General features: G+C 61.9%; 16 protein-coding genes. All 16 read right to left on the reverse strand.

The genetic code is table 11. The features are described 5' to 3' along the window. Window positions 1-106: 106 nt before the first annotated feature. A complete protein-coding gene (locus tag THECO_RS17770) occupies window positions 107-1,372 on the reverse strand; it encodes a D-alanyl-D-alanine carboxypeptidase family protein (RefSeq protein ID WP_015256397.1) in 1,266 nt (421 codons plus the stop codon). A 222-nt stretch (window positions 1,373-1,594) separates the two neighbouring features. Continuing rightward, a complete protein-coding gene (guaB, locus tag THECO_RS17775) occupies window positions 1,595-3,052 on the reverse strand; it encodes an IMP dehydrogenase (RefSeq protein ID WP_015256398.1) in 1,458 nt (485 codons plus the stop codon). A 177-nt stretch (window positions 3,053-3,229) separates the two neighbouring features. Continuing rightward, window positions 3,230-4,507 (reverse strand): putative glycoside hydrolase, encoded by a 1,278-nt coding sequence (locus THECO_RS17780; protein ID WP_015256399.1) that lies wholly within the window; start codon window positions 4,505-4,507, stop codon window positions 3,230-3,232. 157 nt (window positions 4,508-4,664) lie between these two features. Then, a complete protein-coding gene (gene lysS, locus THECO_RS17785) occupies window positions 4,665-6,197 on the reverse strand; it encodes a lysine--tRNA ligase (RefSeq protein WP_015256400.1) in 1,533 nt (510 codons plus the stop codon). 123 nt (window positions 6,198-6,320) lie between these two features. Continuing rightward, the gene (gene greA / locus THECO_RS17790) at window positions 6,321-6,797 is read right to left on the reverse strand and encodes a transcription elongation factor GreA (RefSeq protein WP_015256401.1); all 477 of its coding nucleotides are present in this window, start codon (window positions 6,795-6,797) and stop codon (window positions 6,321-6,323) included. A gap of 238 nt (window positions 6,798-7,035) precedes the next feature. Continuing rightward, on the reverse strand, window positions 7,036-8,025 hold the full coding sequence (gene dusB / locus THECO_RS17795) for a tRNA dihydrouridine synthase DusB (protein ID WP_015256402.1): 990 nt from the start codon (window positions 8,023-8,025) through the stop codon (window positions 7,036-7,038). A gap of 111 nt (window positions 8,026-8,136) precedes the next feature. After that, entirely contained in the window at window positions 8,137-8,352 is a 216-nt protein-coding gene (locus tag THECO_RS17800) for a helix-turn-helix domain-containing protein (RefSeq protein ID WP_015256403.1), read from the reverse strand. Next, complete coding sequence (gene folK / locus THECO_RS17805) at window positions 8,304-8,861, reverse strand: 2-amino-4-hydroxy-6-hydroxymethyldihydropteridine diphosphokinase (protein WP_015256404.1); 558 nt, start codon at window positions 8,859-8,861, stop codon at window positions 8,304-8,306. Before folK ends, THECO_RS17800 begins: the two co-directional genes overlap by 49 nt. After that, on the reverse strand, window positions 8,845-9,225 hold the full coding sequence (gene folB / locus THECO_RS17810) for a dihydroneopterin aldolase (RefSeq protein ID WP_015256405.1): 381 nt from the start codon (window positions 9,223-9,225) through the stop codon (window positions 8,845-8,847). Before folB ends, folK begins: the two co-directional genes overlap by 17 nt. After that, window positions 9,213-10,097: a dihydropteroate synthase gene (gene folP / locus THECO_RS17815; protein ID WP_015256406.1), complete on the reverse strand. Its 885-nt coding sequence runs from the start codon at window positions 10,095-10,097 to the stop codon at window positions 9,213-9,215. The genes folB and folP overlap by 13 nt, the downstream gene beginning before the upstream one ends. A 4-nt stretch (window positions 10,098-10,101) precedes the next feature. Further along, a complete protein-coding gene (locus THECO_RS17820) occupies window positions 10,102-11,004 on the reverse strand; it encodes an aminotransferase class IV (protein WP_015256407.1) in 903 nt (300 codons plus the stop codon). Beyond that, on the reverse strand, window positions 11,001-11,582 hold the full coding sequence (pabA, locus tag THECO_RS17825) for an aminodeoxychorismate/anthranilate synthase component II (protein ID WP_015256408.1): 582 nt from the start codon (window positions 11,580-11,582) through the stop codon (window positions 11,001-11,003). The genes THECO_RS17820 and pabA overlap by 4 nt, the downstream gene beginning before the upstream one ends. Further along, on the reverse strand, window positions 11,579-13,306 hold the full coding sequence (locus tag THECO_RS17830; RefSeq protein ID WP_157373628.1) for an anthranilate synthase component I family protein: 1,728 nt from the start codon (window positions 13,304-13,306) through the stop codon (window positions 11,579-11,581). Before THECO_RS17830 ends, pabA begins: the two co-directional genes overlap by 4 nt. Window positions 13,307-13,545: 239 nt before the next feature. Next, on the reverse strand, window positions 13,546-13,668 hold the full coding sequence (locus THECO_RS22550) for a hypothetical protein (RefSeq protein ID WP_269724207.1): 123 nt from the start codon (window positions 13,666-13,668) through the stop codon (window positions 13,546-13,548). A 51-nt stretch (window positions 13,669-13,719) separates the two neighbouring features. Beyond that, window positions 13,720-14,313, reverse strand: a complete 594-nt coding sequence (locus THECO_RS17835; RefSeq protein ID WP_015256410.1) for a hypothetical protein — start codon at window positions 14,311-14,313, stop codon at window positions 13,720-13,722. Between the two features lie 10 nt (window positions 14,314-14,323). Beyond that, window positions 14,324-14,692, reverse strand: coding sequence for a matrixin family metalloprotease (locus THECO_RS21825; protein WP_157373630.1), 369 nt, complete (start codon window positions 14,690-14,692; stop codon window positions 14,324-14,326). Window positions 14,693-14,918 lie beyond the last annotated feature (226 nt).

Here is a 14,918-nt window from a genome sequence, read left to right on the forward strand (position 1 = left end):
AAGTTCCTCCCACTCGACACGTAGTGTCCGAATTCGTACTAAACCTATATTTTAAATGAACGAGCCGACGCCGGCAACTGCGCAGAATATGCGTCCGGTCGGCGTTCTACCCGATGATGCCCTTGAACAGATTGCGGAAAAAGTCGCCGATGCCGCGGAACATGAGCCGCCACCAGCTGCCCTTCTTCGCTTCCTCGCCCGTGATCAGGTTGACCGTCTTCTCCAGCTTGTTCGCGCCGTCCGTATAAACGTAGGTGACGGAGCCGGCTTTCGTGCCCGCCGGCAGCGGTGCGACAAGCTCTTCCGGCGGCAGAACTTCAACGTTCGACACTTCGATCTGCGGCTCGACGCCCTTGCGGACAAGGAAGGTGACATCCGATTCGGTCACAACCGGCACTTCGGTCTTGACGCCTTTCTTAATCTTGACCGTTTCCACCGATTCTACAACCGATTTCGGGGCCACGACCGTCTTCATCTCGAAATTGTTGAACCCGTAGTCAAACAGTTTCGCCGTCTCCAGGAACCGTTCGCCCATCGAGTCGGTGCCCATCACGACGCTGATCAGCCGCATGTCGCCGCGTTTCGCCGTACCCGTGAAGCAGTAGCCCGCTGCGCTGATGTAGCCGGTCTTCATCCCGTCGACGCCTTCATAGGCGTACTGACGGAAGTTCGTCACATCTTTGTTCCCTTCGAGCATCCAGTTGTAGTTGATCATCGGATCCTTGTCCCGCTCGCGGAATTTGTACTGCGTGATGCTCGAATATTTCAGGAACGTCTCGCCGTGCTGCTGCAGAATGACCCGCGCGAGCTTCGACAGATCACGGGCCGAAATCACCGTGTCTTCCTGCAGGCCGGTCGCCCCTGTGAAGTGCGCCGTGGACAGCCCGAGCTCACGCGCCGTATCGTTCATGATGTCGACAAATGCGGCTTCCGAGCCGGCGATATAGGATGCGAGCGCGACCGTCGCGTCGTTGGCCGAGCCGACAGCCATCGCAATGTACAATTCCTCAACCGTATGCTTGTCGCCCTCAGCCAGATAGATCTGCGAACCGTCGGCCGGCGTCGAAGCCGCCTCCTTGCTGACCGGCACAACGTCCGACCAGTTCAATTTGCCCTCCGCAATCCGGCTGAGCACGATATATTCCGTCATCAGTTTCGTCATGCTGGCAGGCGGTCTGGGCTGATCCGCATTGCGTTCATACAGGACTTGTCCCGTCTCGAAATCGATCAGGATGGCCGCGTCAACCGATTCGCCGAGCTGGAACGTCGTTCCCGATACCGTCGCCGTACCTTCTTCCGCCAGGACCGCAGGCACGGCCCCGAGCGCATACACAACAAACAACACGGCCAGAACAGCTGCCAAGGTCCGCATTCGGACAGACCGTTTCCCGTGGTCGTTCAACTCCGTTTCCCCTTTCTCCCCGTGTCGTATCGTCCCTAATTGTATCACAGTCTTTCCGGGCAGAAAAACCGGGAATCCCGAAAGACCGCCCGCTCCGCACGGCGCCCGCATCTACAGAAAAACGCGGACCTTGTCGAGTCCGCGTCCCGTTGCAGGGTGTGCGCAGCAAGTGCGATTCCGGGAAGCCGCTTGTTACAGCGAATAGTTCGGCGCTTCCTTCGTAATCTGCACGTCGTGGGGATGGCTCTCCCTGAGGCCGGCGTTCGTAATCCGGATAAATTGCGTGTCGTTGATCAGCTCCTGGATGTTGCGCGCGCCGCAGTAGCCCATGCCGGCGCGCAGCCCGCCGATCAGCTGATGGACCGTGTCGGCCAGCGGGCCCTTGTACGGCACCCGGCCTTCGATGCCTTCCGGCACGAGCTTGCTCTCGTTCTCCTGGAAGTAGCGGTCGCCGCTGCCTTCCTTCATTGCGCCGAGCGATCCCATGCCGCGGTAAACCTTGAACCTCCGGCCCTGGTAGATCTCCGATTCGCCCGGGCTCTCCTCCGTGCCCGCGAACAGGCTGCCGATCATGACCGCACTGGCGCCTGCCGCGATCGCCTTCGTAATGTCGCCGGAATATTTGATGCCGCCGTCCGCGATGATCGGCACGCCGTACTGGCGCGCCACCGTCGCGCAGTCATAGATCGCCGTAATCTGCGGCACGCCGATGCCGGCGATGACCCGGGTCGTGCAGATGGAGCCCGGCCCGATGCCGACTTTGACGATCGAAGCGCCGGCTTCGATCAGGTCGCGCGTCGCTTCGCCCGTCGCCACGTTGCCCGCGACGATCGTCAGGTCCGGATACAGCGCGCGCAGCTTGCGGACCGTCTCGATGATATTGACGTGGTGGCCGTGCGCCGAGTCGACGACGATCACGTCGACGCCGGCTTTGACCAGCGCCTCCGCCCGCTCGAAGGTGTCCTTGGAAATGCCGATCGCGGCGCCGCAGAGCAGCCGTCCCTGCGCGTCCTTCGCCGCATTCGGGAACTGGATCGCCTTCTCGATGTCCTTGATCGTGATGAGGCCTTTCAGCACGTTGTTCTCGTCGACGAGCGGCAATTTCTCTATCTTGTGCCGCTGGAGAATCCCTTCGGCCTGCTGCAGCGTCGTGCCGACGGGCGCCGTCACGAGGTTGTCGCGGGTCATGACTTCCTTGATCTTGATCGAGTAGTCATGGACAAAACGCAGGTCGCGGTTCGTCAGAATGCCGACCAGCTTGCCGTCGCCATCCACGATCGGCACGCCCGAGATCCGGTACTTGCCCATCAGTTCCTCGGCGTCGTAGACGTGATGCTCCGGCGTCAGCGAGAACGGGTTCGTGATGACGCCGCTCTCCGAGCGCTTGACCCGGTCGACTTCTTCCGCTTGCTGGGCCGCCGACATGTTCTTGTGGATGATGCCGATGCCGCCTTCCCGCGCAATCGCGATCGCCATTGCCGACTCCGTCACCGTGTCCATGCCCGCGCTGATGAGCGGAATGTTCAGCTTCACGCTGCCGCTCAGCTTGACGGATACGTCGACTTCCCTCGGCAGTACCTCCGATTTGCGCGGAATGAGCAGCACGTCATCGAACGTCAGCCCTTCCTTGGCAAACTTCGTTTCCCACACAGTTGGTTCCTCCTCGATGATGCGGACCCGAAGGTCCGGTTCGACACATTCCGGCGGCCGGATACCGCAGGCCGCAGCCCGCGCGGCACCGGCTCCCTGTGTATATTGTCGTTATATTATCAAAGCGGTTTTGGGCCTGTCAAGGACAGTCGGGATGCCCCGAAACGCGCTTCGGCGTCAGCGGTAATCGTACGTGCAGGACGGGTTCCAGAGCAGAAATTGCTTCACGCCCGCCTCCTCGGCGGCGCGGATCTGCTCGCGGATCTGCCTCGCCCGGTACGGCTGGTGCGGGCGCAGCCAGGCGGCGGTGAACGCCTGGAGCCACGGCCGGATCTTCGCGGGACTTGCGCCCTCCGCCGAAAGCACCCGGTTGCGCTTGCCGGCATCATCCAGGGCATGCCGGACGACGGCCGACGGCGCCAGGTCGGGGTGCCGGATGCCGTACGTCCCCCCGGCGTAATGGGACGGGTAGACCATCGGGGAGATGACATCCACCGCCGGGGCGATCTCCCGCCACGTCTGGCCGATGCCCATGTCGTCACGCGCCGTCGTGACCAGGCCGAACACGTCCGCCGACAGCGCCGTGCCGGTTGCATGCAGCGCGCTGCGCGCATCGCGGAGAAACCGGCCGATCGCTTCCCGCTTCGTCCACCCTTCCGGGTTGCGGTAGCGGACGACGCGGTCCATCGCTTCCCCGTTGTCGGGGAACCGGACATAGTCGAACTGGATTTCGTCGAATCCGAGCGCGGCCGCTTCCTTCGCAATGGCGATGTTGTAGGCCCGCACTTCCGGCCGGTACGGCTCGACCCAGGGCTGCCCTTTCCGGTCCCGCCACAGCGCGCCGGACGCCGTATGGAACGCCCATTCCGGCTTCGCGCGGGCCAGCAGCGGATCCTTGAACACGACGACGCGCCCGATCGTATAGATCCGCTTCGCCTTCAGCCGCCTGAGCAGGCCGGCCATGTCGCGGACCTGCGCCCCGCGGTCGGCGCCGACGGCGCGGACTTCCGGCAGCGACGACCGGTAGGTCAGCTGGCCGTAGTCGTTCTTCACGTCGATGACCATCGCGTTCAGGTCCGTCTCGTCGACGAGCCGGATCAGCCGCTCCATCGGCTCCTTGCTGCCGGCGATCCAGCCGGAGACATAGATGCCCCGGATGTCGTCCGGAATCGCTGGCGCATCGGAGCCGGCACGGCCGCGGGGTTCAAATGCGTCCCGCTCGGCAGACCGCCGAACCGGCGCGGACTCGTCCGCCCTGCCATTCGGTTTTGACGTTTCCGTCATGGACGGATGCTCCGCCCCGGGATCCGCCTGCACGAACTCCGACATCCGTTGGTCCGCCGGCTGACGTTCCTTCCGCCGATCCTCCGCTCCATCCCCGGCCGCGCAGCCGCCGGCCAGCAGCACCGCCGCGGCGAGCGCCATTCCTCTCACCGTGAGCGCACGTCCTGTCATGGGCGTTCCTCCGCAACGTGGTGTGCCTTTAGTATGGGCACGCAGCCTCGTCCAGTTGAGAAGGAGATTCCGCCAGCTTAGGAAGAAATCGCTCGCCGCCGTTCTGCACAACAAAGACCGCCCGCAACAGCTGCAGGCGGTCTCAAGCCAACAAGCGTTATTCGCCGGCGCGATCCCGCATATGCGGGAACAGCAGCACATCCCGGATCGACGGCGCATCCGTCAGCAGCATGACCAGACGGTCGATGCCGATGCCGAGCCCGCCGGTCGGCGGCATGCCGTATTCCAGCGCGCGCAGGAAATCCTCGTCCATTTCATGCGCCTCGTCGTTGCCTTGCTCGCGTTCGGCAAGCTGCGCCTCGAACCGTTCGCGCTGGTCGATCGGATCGTTCAGCTCGGTGAACGCGTTCGCATGCTCCCGCGCGACGATGAACAGTTCGAACCGGTCCGTAAAGCGCGGATCTTCGTCATTCTTCTTCGCCAGCGGCGAGATCGCCACCGGATGGCCCGTGACGAACGTCGGCTGGATAAGCGTGTGCTCGCAGAACTTTTCGAAGAACGCGTTGACGATATGGCCGAACTGCATGTGCGGCTCGACCGGCACGCCGTGCGCCTTCGCCAGTTCATGCGCCTCTTCGTCGCTCATCTGCTTCGTGAAGTCGATGCCCGTCGCTTCCTTGACGAGCTCGACCATCGAAACCCGGCGCCACGGCGGGGCCAGGTCGATCTCCATCCCCTGGTACGTGATCTTCGTCGTGCCGAGCACGTCCTGCGCGATATGCGCGATCAGGTTCTCGGTCAGCGTCATGATGTCGCGGTAGTCGGCGTAGGCCTCGTACAGCTCCAGCATCGTGAACTCCGGATTGTGACGCGTCGACACGCCCTCGTTCCGGTACACCCGGCCGATCTCGTACACCTTCTCCAGACCGCCGACGATCAGCCGCTTCAGATGCAGCTCGATCGCGATCCGCATGTAGAGCTGCATGTCCAGCGCGTTGTGATGCGTGATGAACGGCCGCGCCGCCGCGCCCCCGGCGATCGCGTGCAGCGTCGGCGTCTCGACTTCGAGATAGCCGTGGCTGTCCAGATAGCGCCGCATCGATTGGATGATGCGGGAACGGGTGATGAACGTCTGCTTCACGTCCGGATTGACGATCAGATCGACGTAGCGCTGCCGGTAGCGCAGCTCGACGTCTTTCAGCCCGTGATACTTGTCCGGAAGCGGCAGCAGCGACTTCGTCAGCACCTCCAGCTCCTGGACCTTGACGGAAGTCTCGCCGGTCTTCGTCTTGAAGACGGTGCCCTTCACCCCGATGATGTCGCCGATGTCGAGCATCGAGAACGCCTTGTACGCCGTCTCGCCGACCGCGTCCTGACGGACGTAGATCTGGATCCTGCCCGACAGGTCCTGGATGTGGGCGAACGACGCCTTCCCCATGGACCGCTTCTGCATGATCCGTCCGGCGATGCTGACGGATACCTGCTTCGCCTCAAGCTCCTCCGTCTCCAGCGCATCGTACGCGTCCAGAATCTCCTGCGCCTGATGCGTCCGCTCGTACTTCCGGCCGAACGGGTCCAGCCCGAGTTTCCGGAGCTCGTCCAACTTGCTTCGCCGGATGCGGAGCAGCTCGCTCAGTTCCTGCTCCTGTCCGGCCGTTTCCACACTGCCGCCTTGCTGCTGATGATCCAAATGTCCCAACTCCTTGTTCAGATAGCCGATAAGCGAACTTATGGGCGGAATGACTTACAAGTCCACATCGTCGGAAAAAAAAGCTTCCGGAGGAAGCTTTTGCACCATGCCCTTATGCCCTTCTCACTTCTTGATGTCGACAATCTTGTATTTGATGATGCCCGCGGGTACATTCACGTCGACGACGGTTCCCTTCTTCTTGCCGAGAATCGCCTTGCCGACAGGGCTTTCGTTCGAAATCTTGTTCTGCGACGGATCCGCTTCCGCCGTGCCGACGATCACGTACTCCATCGTGTCGCCGTACTCGACGTCTTCCACCGTCACGATCGAGCCGATGCTGACCGTGTCCGTGTCGATCTCGTCGTTGTTGATGATGCGGGCGTTGCGAAGCATTTTCTCCAGGGTGATGATTCGCCCTTCGATGAAGGCCTGCTCGTTCTTGGCGTCTTCATACTCGGAGTTCTCGCTGATGTCGCCGTAGCCGATGGCGATCTTGATCCGCTCTGCCACCTCGCGCCGCTTCACCGATTTGAGGTTTTCCAGCTCCTCTTCGAGCCGTTTCAAACCGTCTTGCGTAAGAATGATTTCTTTGTCGCTCATCTAACGATTCTCCCGTCGTAGCGAATTTTCATACCCTATAAGAACTGAACTCGCTATAATATATTGCCGCTCCGGCCGGTCATGACACTTGCAACTACCCGCTGGCCTGCGGTCGGGTCAATGTTATTGCATGATTATAGGTCATACCCGTCGGGTATGTCAATCTCGCCGGGGTGCCTGCCTGACGCCCCGGCGGAACCGCGAAGCCGCGCGGACCAGCCGCGCGGCCGTTCATGATTCAGGCGGTGCCGACCGTCTCCTCCAGCGAGTCGACGTAGTCGTTCAGGATGCTTACCATGCGATCCCGGCTTGTCTCTTCCATGATCTGATCCTTCACGCGGGCGGCCCGCGGCAGTCCCTTCAGGTACCAGGCGAGATGCTTGCGCATCTCCCGGACCGCCTGCGCCTCGCCCTTCAGCGCGATGAGGCGGTCCATGTGCAGAACGGCGATTTCGACCTTCTCCTTCGGCGTCGGCTCGGGCAGAAGCTCGCCAGTCGTCAGATAATGGACGGTCCGGTACAGCATCCACGGGTTGCCGAGCGCTCCCCGGCCGATCATGACGCCGTCTACGCCGGTCGTCTCCAGCATCCGCTTCGCGTCCTCCGGCGTGAAGACGTCGCCGTTGCCGATGACCGGAATCGAGACGGCCTCCTTCACTTCCTTGATCACATTCCAGTCGGCCTTGCCCGTGTACAGCTGCTCCCGGGTGCGCCCGTGAACGGCGACCGCCTTGCCGCCGGCCCGTTCGACCGCGCGCGCGTTCTCGACGGCGTAAATGTGCTGGTCGTCCCAGCCGATCCGCATCTTCACGGTGACCGGCTTCTCGACGGCATCGACGACAGCCGCCACCATCTCGTAAATTTTGTCCGGATCGAGCAGCCAGCGCGCGCCGGCGTCGCATTTCGTCACCTTCGGCACGGGGCAGCCCATGTTGATGTCGATGATGTCGGCGTTCGTCTGCTTGTCGACGACTTTCGCCGCCTCGACAAGCGACTTGCGGTCGCCCCCGAAAATTTGCAGGCTGAGCGGCTTCTCCCGCTCGTCCACATAGAGCATTTCCATCGTCCGCTTGTTGCCGTGAATAATCGCCTTGTCGCTGACCATCTCGGCGCAGACCAGTCCGCATCCGAACTCCTTCGCGATCAGCCGGAAAGCGGGGTTGCACACGCCGGCCATCGGCGCGAGCACCACCTGATTCTTGAGTTCAATATCGCCGATCTTGAGCATGTTCCATCGCCTCCTTCCCGCCGGTTCAGGCAAAAAAGATCAACGCAAAGCGCGCACCGCACCCTTAAACCGCATCTGATGCCGTGCACGCCATAACCGCCGCCCGGAGCGTCAGGCGCCGGGCTCGTTTCCCGTCAGTTCGTCGTAATCGATGCCGAGCGACTCGGCAATGCGCTGCATCAGCTTGGAATCGGGCCGGCGCGTGCCCCGCTCGAGCGAGCCGAGCACGGCAACCGAGACGCCCATCCGGTCCGCCAGCTGCTGCTGGGTCAGTCCTTTCAGTTTTCGAAATGCGCGGATGCGCAAGGCCAGGTGATCGTTGTCCATCTTGCGATGCCATCCTTTCCCTGCGAGAGCGCCGCACGGGCCGCCGACTCGACCGCCGGCCTGCAGGATGCGTGTTCATCCAGCACTTCGAGCAGCGGCACGAGCACGAATGCCCGCTCCATCATCCGGGGATGGGGAAGCGTCAGCTCTTCCGTCGCAAGCTCGGCGCCGTCCATCAGCAGCAGATCAAGGTCGATCGTGCGCGGACCGAAGCGGATATTCCGCACCCTGCCGAGTTCCCGCTCCACTTCCAGCATCTCCCGCAGCAAATCGAGCGGCTGCCGCTCCGTCGTCAGCGCGGCCGCCATGTTGAGAAATTTCGGCTGGTCGACATACCCGACCGGATCCGTCTCGTAGACGGCGGACACCCGGTCGACCGTAATGCCGTCGCGAGCGTGAAGCCGCCGCAAGGCCTCCGCAAGCTGCGCTTCCCTGTCTCCCAGATTGGAGCCGAGCGCGATATAGGCGCGCCGTCCGGCCGGCGCCTTGATGTCATCCTTGCCCGTCATGTTGTTCCCGCTTTCTGCGCAATTCCACGGTCACGCCGTCGAAATGGATGTCAAACGGCGGATGCGGCTTCGTCACGCGGACCAGAACTTCATTTATATTAGTATAAGTGTCGAGCAGATCGGTTGCAATACGGCGGGCGAGCGCTTCGATCAGCCTGCACGGCGGACCTTCGACGATTCGCTTCACCCGCGCGTGCAGATCGGCGTAGTTGATCGTCTTCGCCAGGTCGTCCGCCGCCGCCGCTTCCTCCAGCTCAAGCGCAAGCTCCACATCCACCATGAATTGCTGGCCGAGCCGGTTCTCCTCCGGAATGACGCCGTGATAGCCGAAAAAACGCATGCCGCGCACGATCATTTTGTCCATGGTACGCCCGCCTCCCCGCGAATGTCGGCCTGCCGATAGACCACCGCATCGGTCATCCGCACCGTCCGGACGATGCGGTCCACGTCATGCACGCGCACGACCTGGCAGCCTTGGGCGATGCCGAGGGCGACGGTCGCGGCCGTTCCTTCGACGACGTCGTCCGTCGGCAGATCAAGCGTATGGCGGATGAACCGTTTGCGGGACGTGCCGAGCAGCACCGGGTAACCCAGCCGGACAAGTTCGGCGAGCCGGCCCATCATGTCGAGATTGTCCTCATATTCTTTCGCGAAACCGATGCCCGGGTCGAGCCAGATGTTGTACGGATCGACACCCGCATCAAGCGCCGTCCGCACCGATGCCAGCAGATCGGCCGCCACGTCCCGGGCGATATCGGCATACCCGCCGGTTTCGCGCCGGTTGTGGCTGATGACGACCGGACAGCCGAATTCGGCCGCGGTGCGCGCCATCTCCGGATCGGCCGCAAGCCCCCAAATGTCGTTGATGATGTGCACGCCCGCTTCAAGCGCCTTCCGCGCCGTCTCCGCCTTGTACGTGTCGATCGAGAGCGGCACATGCGGCAACGCCTCGCGCACCGCCCGGATGACCGGGATGACGCGCCGGATCTCCTCGTCCGCGGGCACCGGCTCATGTCCCGGCCGCGTCGATTCGCCGCCGATGTCGAGAATGTCCGCCCCGGCTTCGACCATCCGCACGGCATGTTCGACGGCCGCGTCCACCGCCAGGTACCGCCCGCCGTCGGAGAACGAATCCGGCGTCACGTTCAGGATGCCCATAACGAGCGTCCGTCTTCCCAATTCCAGATTCACGCCGCCGGCCAGCTCATATGTCCGGCTCCAGAATACCGGTCTCATTGCATCACCAAACTCCTTCCGCCGCCGCGCCGATGGAGCGCCGCACCTTAGCGCGGTACGCCTCGAGCAGCCTTGTCGTCACCGGCCCGGCAAGCCCGCTTCCGACCGTGCGCACCGTCCCGTCCGCCTCCGCGATCCGCGTCACCGGCACAATCTCCTGCACCGAGCCGGTCAGCCAGACTTCGTCGGCCATGAGCAGGTCGGCCGCCGTATAGTATCCTTCTTCCGTCTCCAGCCCCTCGGACCGGGCCAGCTCCAGCGTCAACGCGCGCGTGATGCCGGGCAGGATGCCGGTTGCGATGGCGGGGGTCCGCACGATGCCGTCCTTCACGAAGAAAAGATTGCTCACGATCCCTTCGGCAAGCCACCCTTCCCGCGTCAGCATCAGCCCTTCCGCCCCCGCCGGCGCGCCGCTCGCCGCAAGCTCCCTTTTCGCCAGCACATTCGTCATGTAATGAAGCGATTTGAGCCGAACCGGCGTCTCGGGCATGCCCCGCGGCGTCCGCAAGATCCGCAGCTCGCGCCCTTCACGGTACAGCCGCCCGCCCAGCGGCGGCAAGGGCTTGACCATGAGCAGCGTGTTCGGCCGCTCATACGGCCCGTCGTTCAGGCCGAGCCCCGCGTCGCCGGCGGTCACGGTCAGGCGGACATACGCGTCGGCCAGCCCGTTCGCTTCCAGCACCGCCGCCAGCCATCTTCGGACTTCCGCATCCGTCATTGTCCAACGGATGCCGAGCGTTTCGCACCCCTGCCGCAGTCGGGCGAGCCGGCGGTCAAGCGCATACGGCACGCCGCCGTACGTGCGGAACGTCTCGAACAGCCCGATCCCGTAAAGAAGGCCGTGATCCAACGCCGGAATCACGGCCTTGCCCGCTTCGAGCACGGCGCCGTTCAGCCCGATTCTCATCGGACGGCACCCGCCCTGTACGCGAGGAAATGGCGCAGCATCATCCTCCCGTGCTCCGTCATGATCGACTCGGGATGGAACTGCACCCCTTCGATGGGATAGGTTTTGTGCCGAATCCCCATGATCTCGCCGGCTTCCGTCTCGGCTGTAATCTCGAGACAGTCCGGCAATGTCTCCCGCTTCACGATGAGCGAATGGTAGCGGGTCGCCGTAAACGGGTTCGGCAGCCCGGCGAATACGCCCTTGCCCGTATGATGGATCTCGCTCGTCTTGCCGTGCATCAAATTTTCCGCACGCACCACTTCGCCGCCGAACGCCTGGCCGATCGCCTGGTGGCCGAGGCAGACGCCGAAGATCGGAATTTTCCCTTTGAAATGGTCGATGAGCGCGAGGCTGATGCCCGCCTCGTTCGGCGTGCAGGGACCGGGCGAGATCAGAATATGGTCCGGGGCCAGCGCTTCAATGCCGGCAAGGTCGATCTCGTCGTTCCGCCTGACGACGATCTCCTCGCCGAGCTCGCCCAAATATTGCACCAGATTATACGTGAACGAATCGTAGTTGTCGATGACCAGAATCATCGCCGTTCCTCCTTCGCGGGCCTCTCCGCCCCGGCCGCATGCGAAAGCGCGCCTTCCGCTTCGCGTTCGACATATTGAACCGCCTTCCAGAGCGCCTTGGCCTTGTTCAGCGATTCCTTGTACTCCCGCTCGGGGTCGGAGTCGATCACGATCCCGCCGCCGGCTTGAATATGCACGCAGCCGTCCCGGACGACCATCGTGCGTATAAGAATATTAAATGCCATATCCCCGCTATAGTCAATCCAGCCGAGGGAGCCATAGTACGGACCGCGCCGCGTCGGCTCCAGCTCCTCGAGAATCTCCATCGTGCGCACCTTGGGCGCACCCGTAATCGTCCCGCCGGGAAAAACAGCCCCGATCACGTCCAGCGCATCCTTCCCTTCCGCCAGCTCTCCCTCCACCTGCGAGACGAGATGCATGACGTGGGAATAGTATTCGATCGTCATCAGTTCCTTAACCCGGACGGTGCCGTACCGCGAGATCCGTCCGAGATCGTTCCGCTCGAGGTCGACGAGCATGATGTGCTCGGCCCGCTCCTTCTCGCTCGCGAGCAGCTCTTCCGCCATCCGCCGGTCTTCCCCGGGCGTGCGGCCGCGGCGGCGCGTGCCGGCGATCGGCCGGGTCGAGAGGACCCCGCCGCGCATCGCGACGAGCAGCTCCGGCGACGCCGAGACGAGCCGGAAATCGGGGCAGCGCAGGTAGCCCATGTACGGCGACGGATTGAACAACCGCAGCCATTCGTACAGCGCGTCCGGGTCGGCCGACGACCGCTTGCTCATCCGCTGCGACAGGTTCACCTGGAACACGTCGCCCTGCGCGATGTAGTCGCGGATCCGCTCGACCGCGTCCATGTAAGCCCGCTTGCTGAACGGGCGGATCAGCCCTTCGAGCGCGTCGATGTCGATCTCGAGCCGGTCCGCTTCCATCGCTTTTCGCCGCTCCGCAAGCCGCCGCTCCGCCTCCGGCGCGCGGGCGGCCGCCGCGATGCCCGCCCAGATCTCCCGCATGCGCTCGGTATGTTGCAGCGCTTCATCATACAGGTCGGCCAGCCCGACGTCGTCCGTCCCGTCCGGCACCTCTACGTGGCAGGAGAGAATCAGCTCCCGCGCCTCGTGGTCGATGATCCACAGCTCGTCCAGCTTAAGGAACAGGTAGTCCGGCAGGCCGAGATCATCGGCTGCCAGCTCGGGCAGCCGCTCGATCGAGCGGACGATGTCGTAGGCGAATAGCCCGGCGATGCCGCCCGTCCACTTCGGTCCGTCCGGCAGCGACGGCCCCCGGCGCCCCGTGATCCAGGCGCGTACCACGTCAAGCGGCTTGCCGGTGAAGCGCCGCGTCGGCGGCGAATCCTTCTGACCGGTCGTCCCTGCGCCGCGAATCGCCTCTGCGCCGCGGTTCACTGCCGCTCCAATCGCCGCCTGACCGATCACGGCTGCATTGCCAATCACCGCCTCGCCCGCTGCTTCGCCCGTCTCCGTCGCCACGGCTTCGCTTCCCTTGCCGCGCAGCACGGCCGACGGCCGGAGGCCGAGGTACGTGTACCGGCCGTCCTTGCCGCTCTCGAGCACGATCGCGTGGGGATACGCCGCCGCCCACGCGCCGCTCCACTCGGCCGGCCGATCCTCGCCCGGTTTGAGGTGCACGCGCCTAAGCAACGGCAGCGTGTTGAACCCCTCGCTGCGCCACGCGCGCCATTGTTCCAGTGTTGTCACAGCTTCCGTCATCGTTTCATTCGTTCCCCCCATCACCGCCGACCGGAAAATCGGCATGCCGCCATGCGCCTGCGCTTCAGAGACGTTCACATTGCCATCAGTATAGCCCAATCGATCAGAATAAAGGAAGCCATCTGCGCCATTTCGACAAAAGCGCAAAGAGCGCAGAAAGCCGTGCAAAGCCAACCTTGAGGCATGCAAAAAGCGGCACCCGCGTATACAACGCGAGGTGCCGCTCGGCGATCTGACGGTCAACCGATCTGAATCTGCACTTTGAGATCATCCGGGCGCGCGCCGTGCTCGAACAGATGCGGCAGATCGTCCAGCCCGATGACGCTCGTGACGAGCGGCCGCCGCAACAGCGATTTCGGCAATTGCCGAATCCGTCGAGGCTCCGGGCCGTCTCCCTGGTCAGGCTTGCCGGATTATTCACCGAAACCGTACTTTTCGGAAACTTGCTTGTAAAGTTGTCTGTACGCCTCGTCATCCTCATCGATTTCCAATTCCGCAACCGTCAAGCCCGGAGCAGGTTTCGCAGTCGTAATGACGTACTTGCCTTGGTGATTACCGATGATCTCGTAGGTGTCGGGCTGCTGGGTGGGGCCTTGATACAGGAACAATAAATACGTTTTCCCTTTTGACAGCGGAACATAGATTTCATTCGGCATCCATTGATAGGATCCATAGAGATCGCGCCATTTGGCATAATATTCAACGATAGTCAGCGTATCTCCTATGTTGACATTCCCCTTGTACACGTTTTGTACTTTGACTTCGGAAAAAGTCTTCGTTTCCAACGGATATTTGTCCTTTTCGTCCAGTCTCACGACAGAGGATTTTTCCCGTTCATACTCCACTTCCACAATGGCGGTTGCCAGTTGCTCCATTTCGTCCAACGAATAAATGTGATAATCAGCCTCGGGACGGATCACCTGCGGATCAAGATGTTTGTATGAAAAAAAACCGGCGACAAACAGCAACGCCATGGCGCCGCAGATCATGACGGCTCTCTTCATCATCGATCCCCCCTTACGCTCCATACTTGCTCTTCAGTACATCCTTGTCATGCTGCTGGATGGTATAATAGCCGTTATCACCTTGTTTCATGATGGCGACTTCTGATGTATCGGCCGGATGTTTCAACCCCAACGAATGCCCCAGTTCATGAAGAAACACTTTTTTCTTGAGGTTGCTGCTCAAAAAGGAATATCCCTTTTTCGTCGTTGAATCCGTATTCGTGTTGATTTCGATGATCGAATCTTTCCATGATCCATCCCAGTCGCATCTATAACCCCATATGATGCTATAGGTGTAGTTGCAAGTTTGCGCCCAATTCCCGGTTGAACCCAGGTCTTTGCCGATGATGTTAATTCTCGAAAAATGGGGTGTATCATCCAACGTATATTGTTCATAAGGTTTATTCAACATGAAATCGGAATGTGGATAACTCAAAACTGTGGATAACTCGTCATTGTCTCTGGAATCCCCGTTTCGATGCAGGTTTTGGGACGGGACTTCGAATCTTCTTGCATTCACACGGGAGTGCAAATCGCTTTTTTGGCAAACCCAAAGAAGACCCTGATTTTACAGGTTCCAAATTCGTCATGTTGAGGCAATGAATCGA

The sequence above is a fragment of the Thermobacillus composti KWC4 genome, from assembly GCF_000227705.2.
In the GTDB taxonomy this organism is placed as follows: Bacteria; Bacillota; Bacilli; order Paenibacillales; family Paenibacillaceae; genus Thermobacillus; species Thermobacillus xylanilyticus.

What these genes read in the sequence shown, in the direction of transcription:
- THECO_RS17830 (WP_157373628.1), bottom strand. Translation starts at nt 13,306, where the DNA reads ATGACGGAAGCTGTGACAACACTGGAACAATGGCGCGCGTGGCGCAGC.
- dusB (WP_015256402.1), bottom strand. Translation starts at nt 8,025, where the DNA reads ATGCTCAAGATCGGCGATATTGAACTCAAGAATCAGGTGGTGCTCGCG.
- THECO_RS17800 (WP_015256403.1), bottom strand. Translation starts at nt 8,352, where the DNA reads ATGGACAACGATCACCTGGCCTTGCGCATCCGCGCATTTCGAAAACTG.
- folK (WP_015256404.1), bottom strand. Translation starts at nt 8,861, where the DNA reads ATGACGGGCAAGGATGACATCAAGGCGCCGGCCGGACGGCGCGCCTAT.
- THECO_RS17780 (WP_015256399.1), bottom strand. Translation starts at nt 4,507, where the DNA reads ATGACAGGACGTGCGCTCACGGTGAGAGGAATGGCGCTCGCCGCGGCG.
- THECO_RS17820 (WP_015256407.1), bottom strand. Translation starts at nt 11,004, where the DNA reads ATGAGAATCGGGCTGAACGGCGCCGTGCTCGAAGCGGGCAAGGCCGTG.
- folP (WP_015256406.1), bottom strand. Translation starts at nt 10,097, where the DNA reads ATGAGACCGGTATTCTGGAGCCGGACATATGAGCTGGCCGGCGGCGTG.
- THECO_RS17835 (WP_015256410.1), bottom strand. Translation starts at nt 14,313, where the DNA reads ATGATGAAGAGAGCCGTCATGATCTGCGGCGCCATGGCGTTGCTGTTT.
- THECO_RS17770 (WP_015256397.1), bottom strand. Translation starts at nt 1,372, where the DNA reads ATGCGGACCTTGGCAGCTGTTCTGGCCGTGTTGTTTGTTGTGTATGCG.
- greA (WP_015256401.1), bottom strand. Translation starts at nt 6,797, where the DNA reads ATGAGCGACAAAGAAATCATTCTTACGCAAGACGGTTTGAAACGGCTC.
- folB (WP_015256405.1), bottom strand. Translation starts at nt 9,225, where the DNA reads ATGGACAAAATGATCGTGCGCGGCATGCGTTTTTTCGGCTATCACGGC.
- pabA (WP_015256408.1), bottom strand. Translation starts at nt 11,582, where the DNA reads ATGATTCTGGTCATCGACAACTACGATTCGTTCACGTATAATCTGGTG.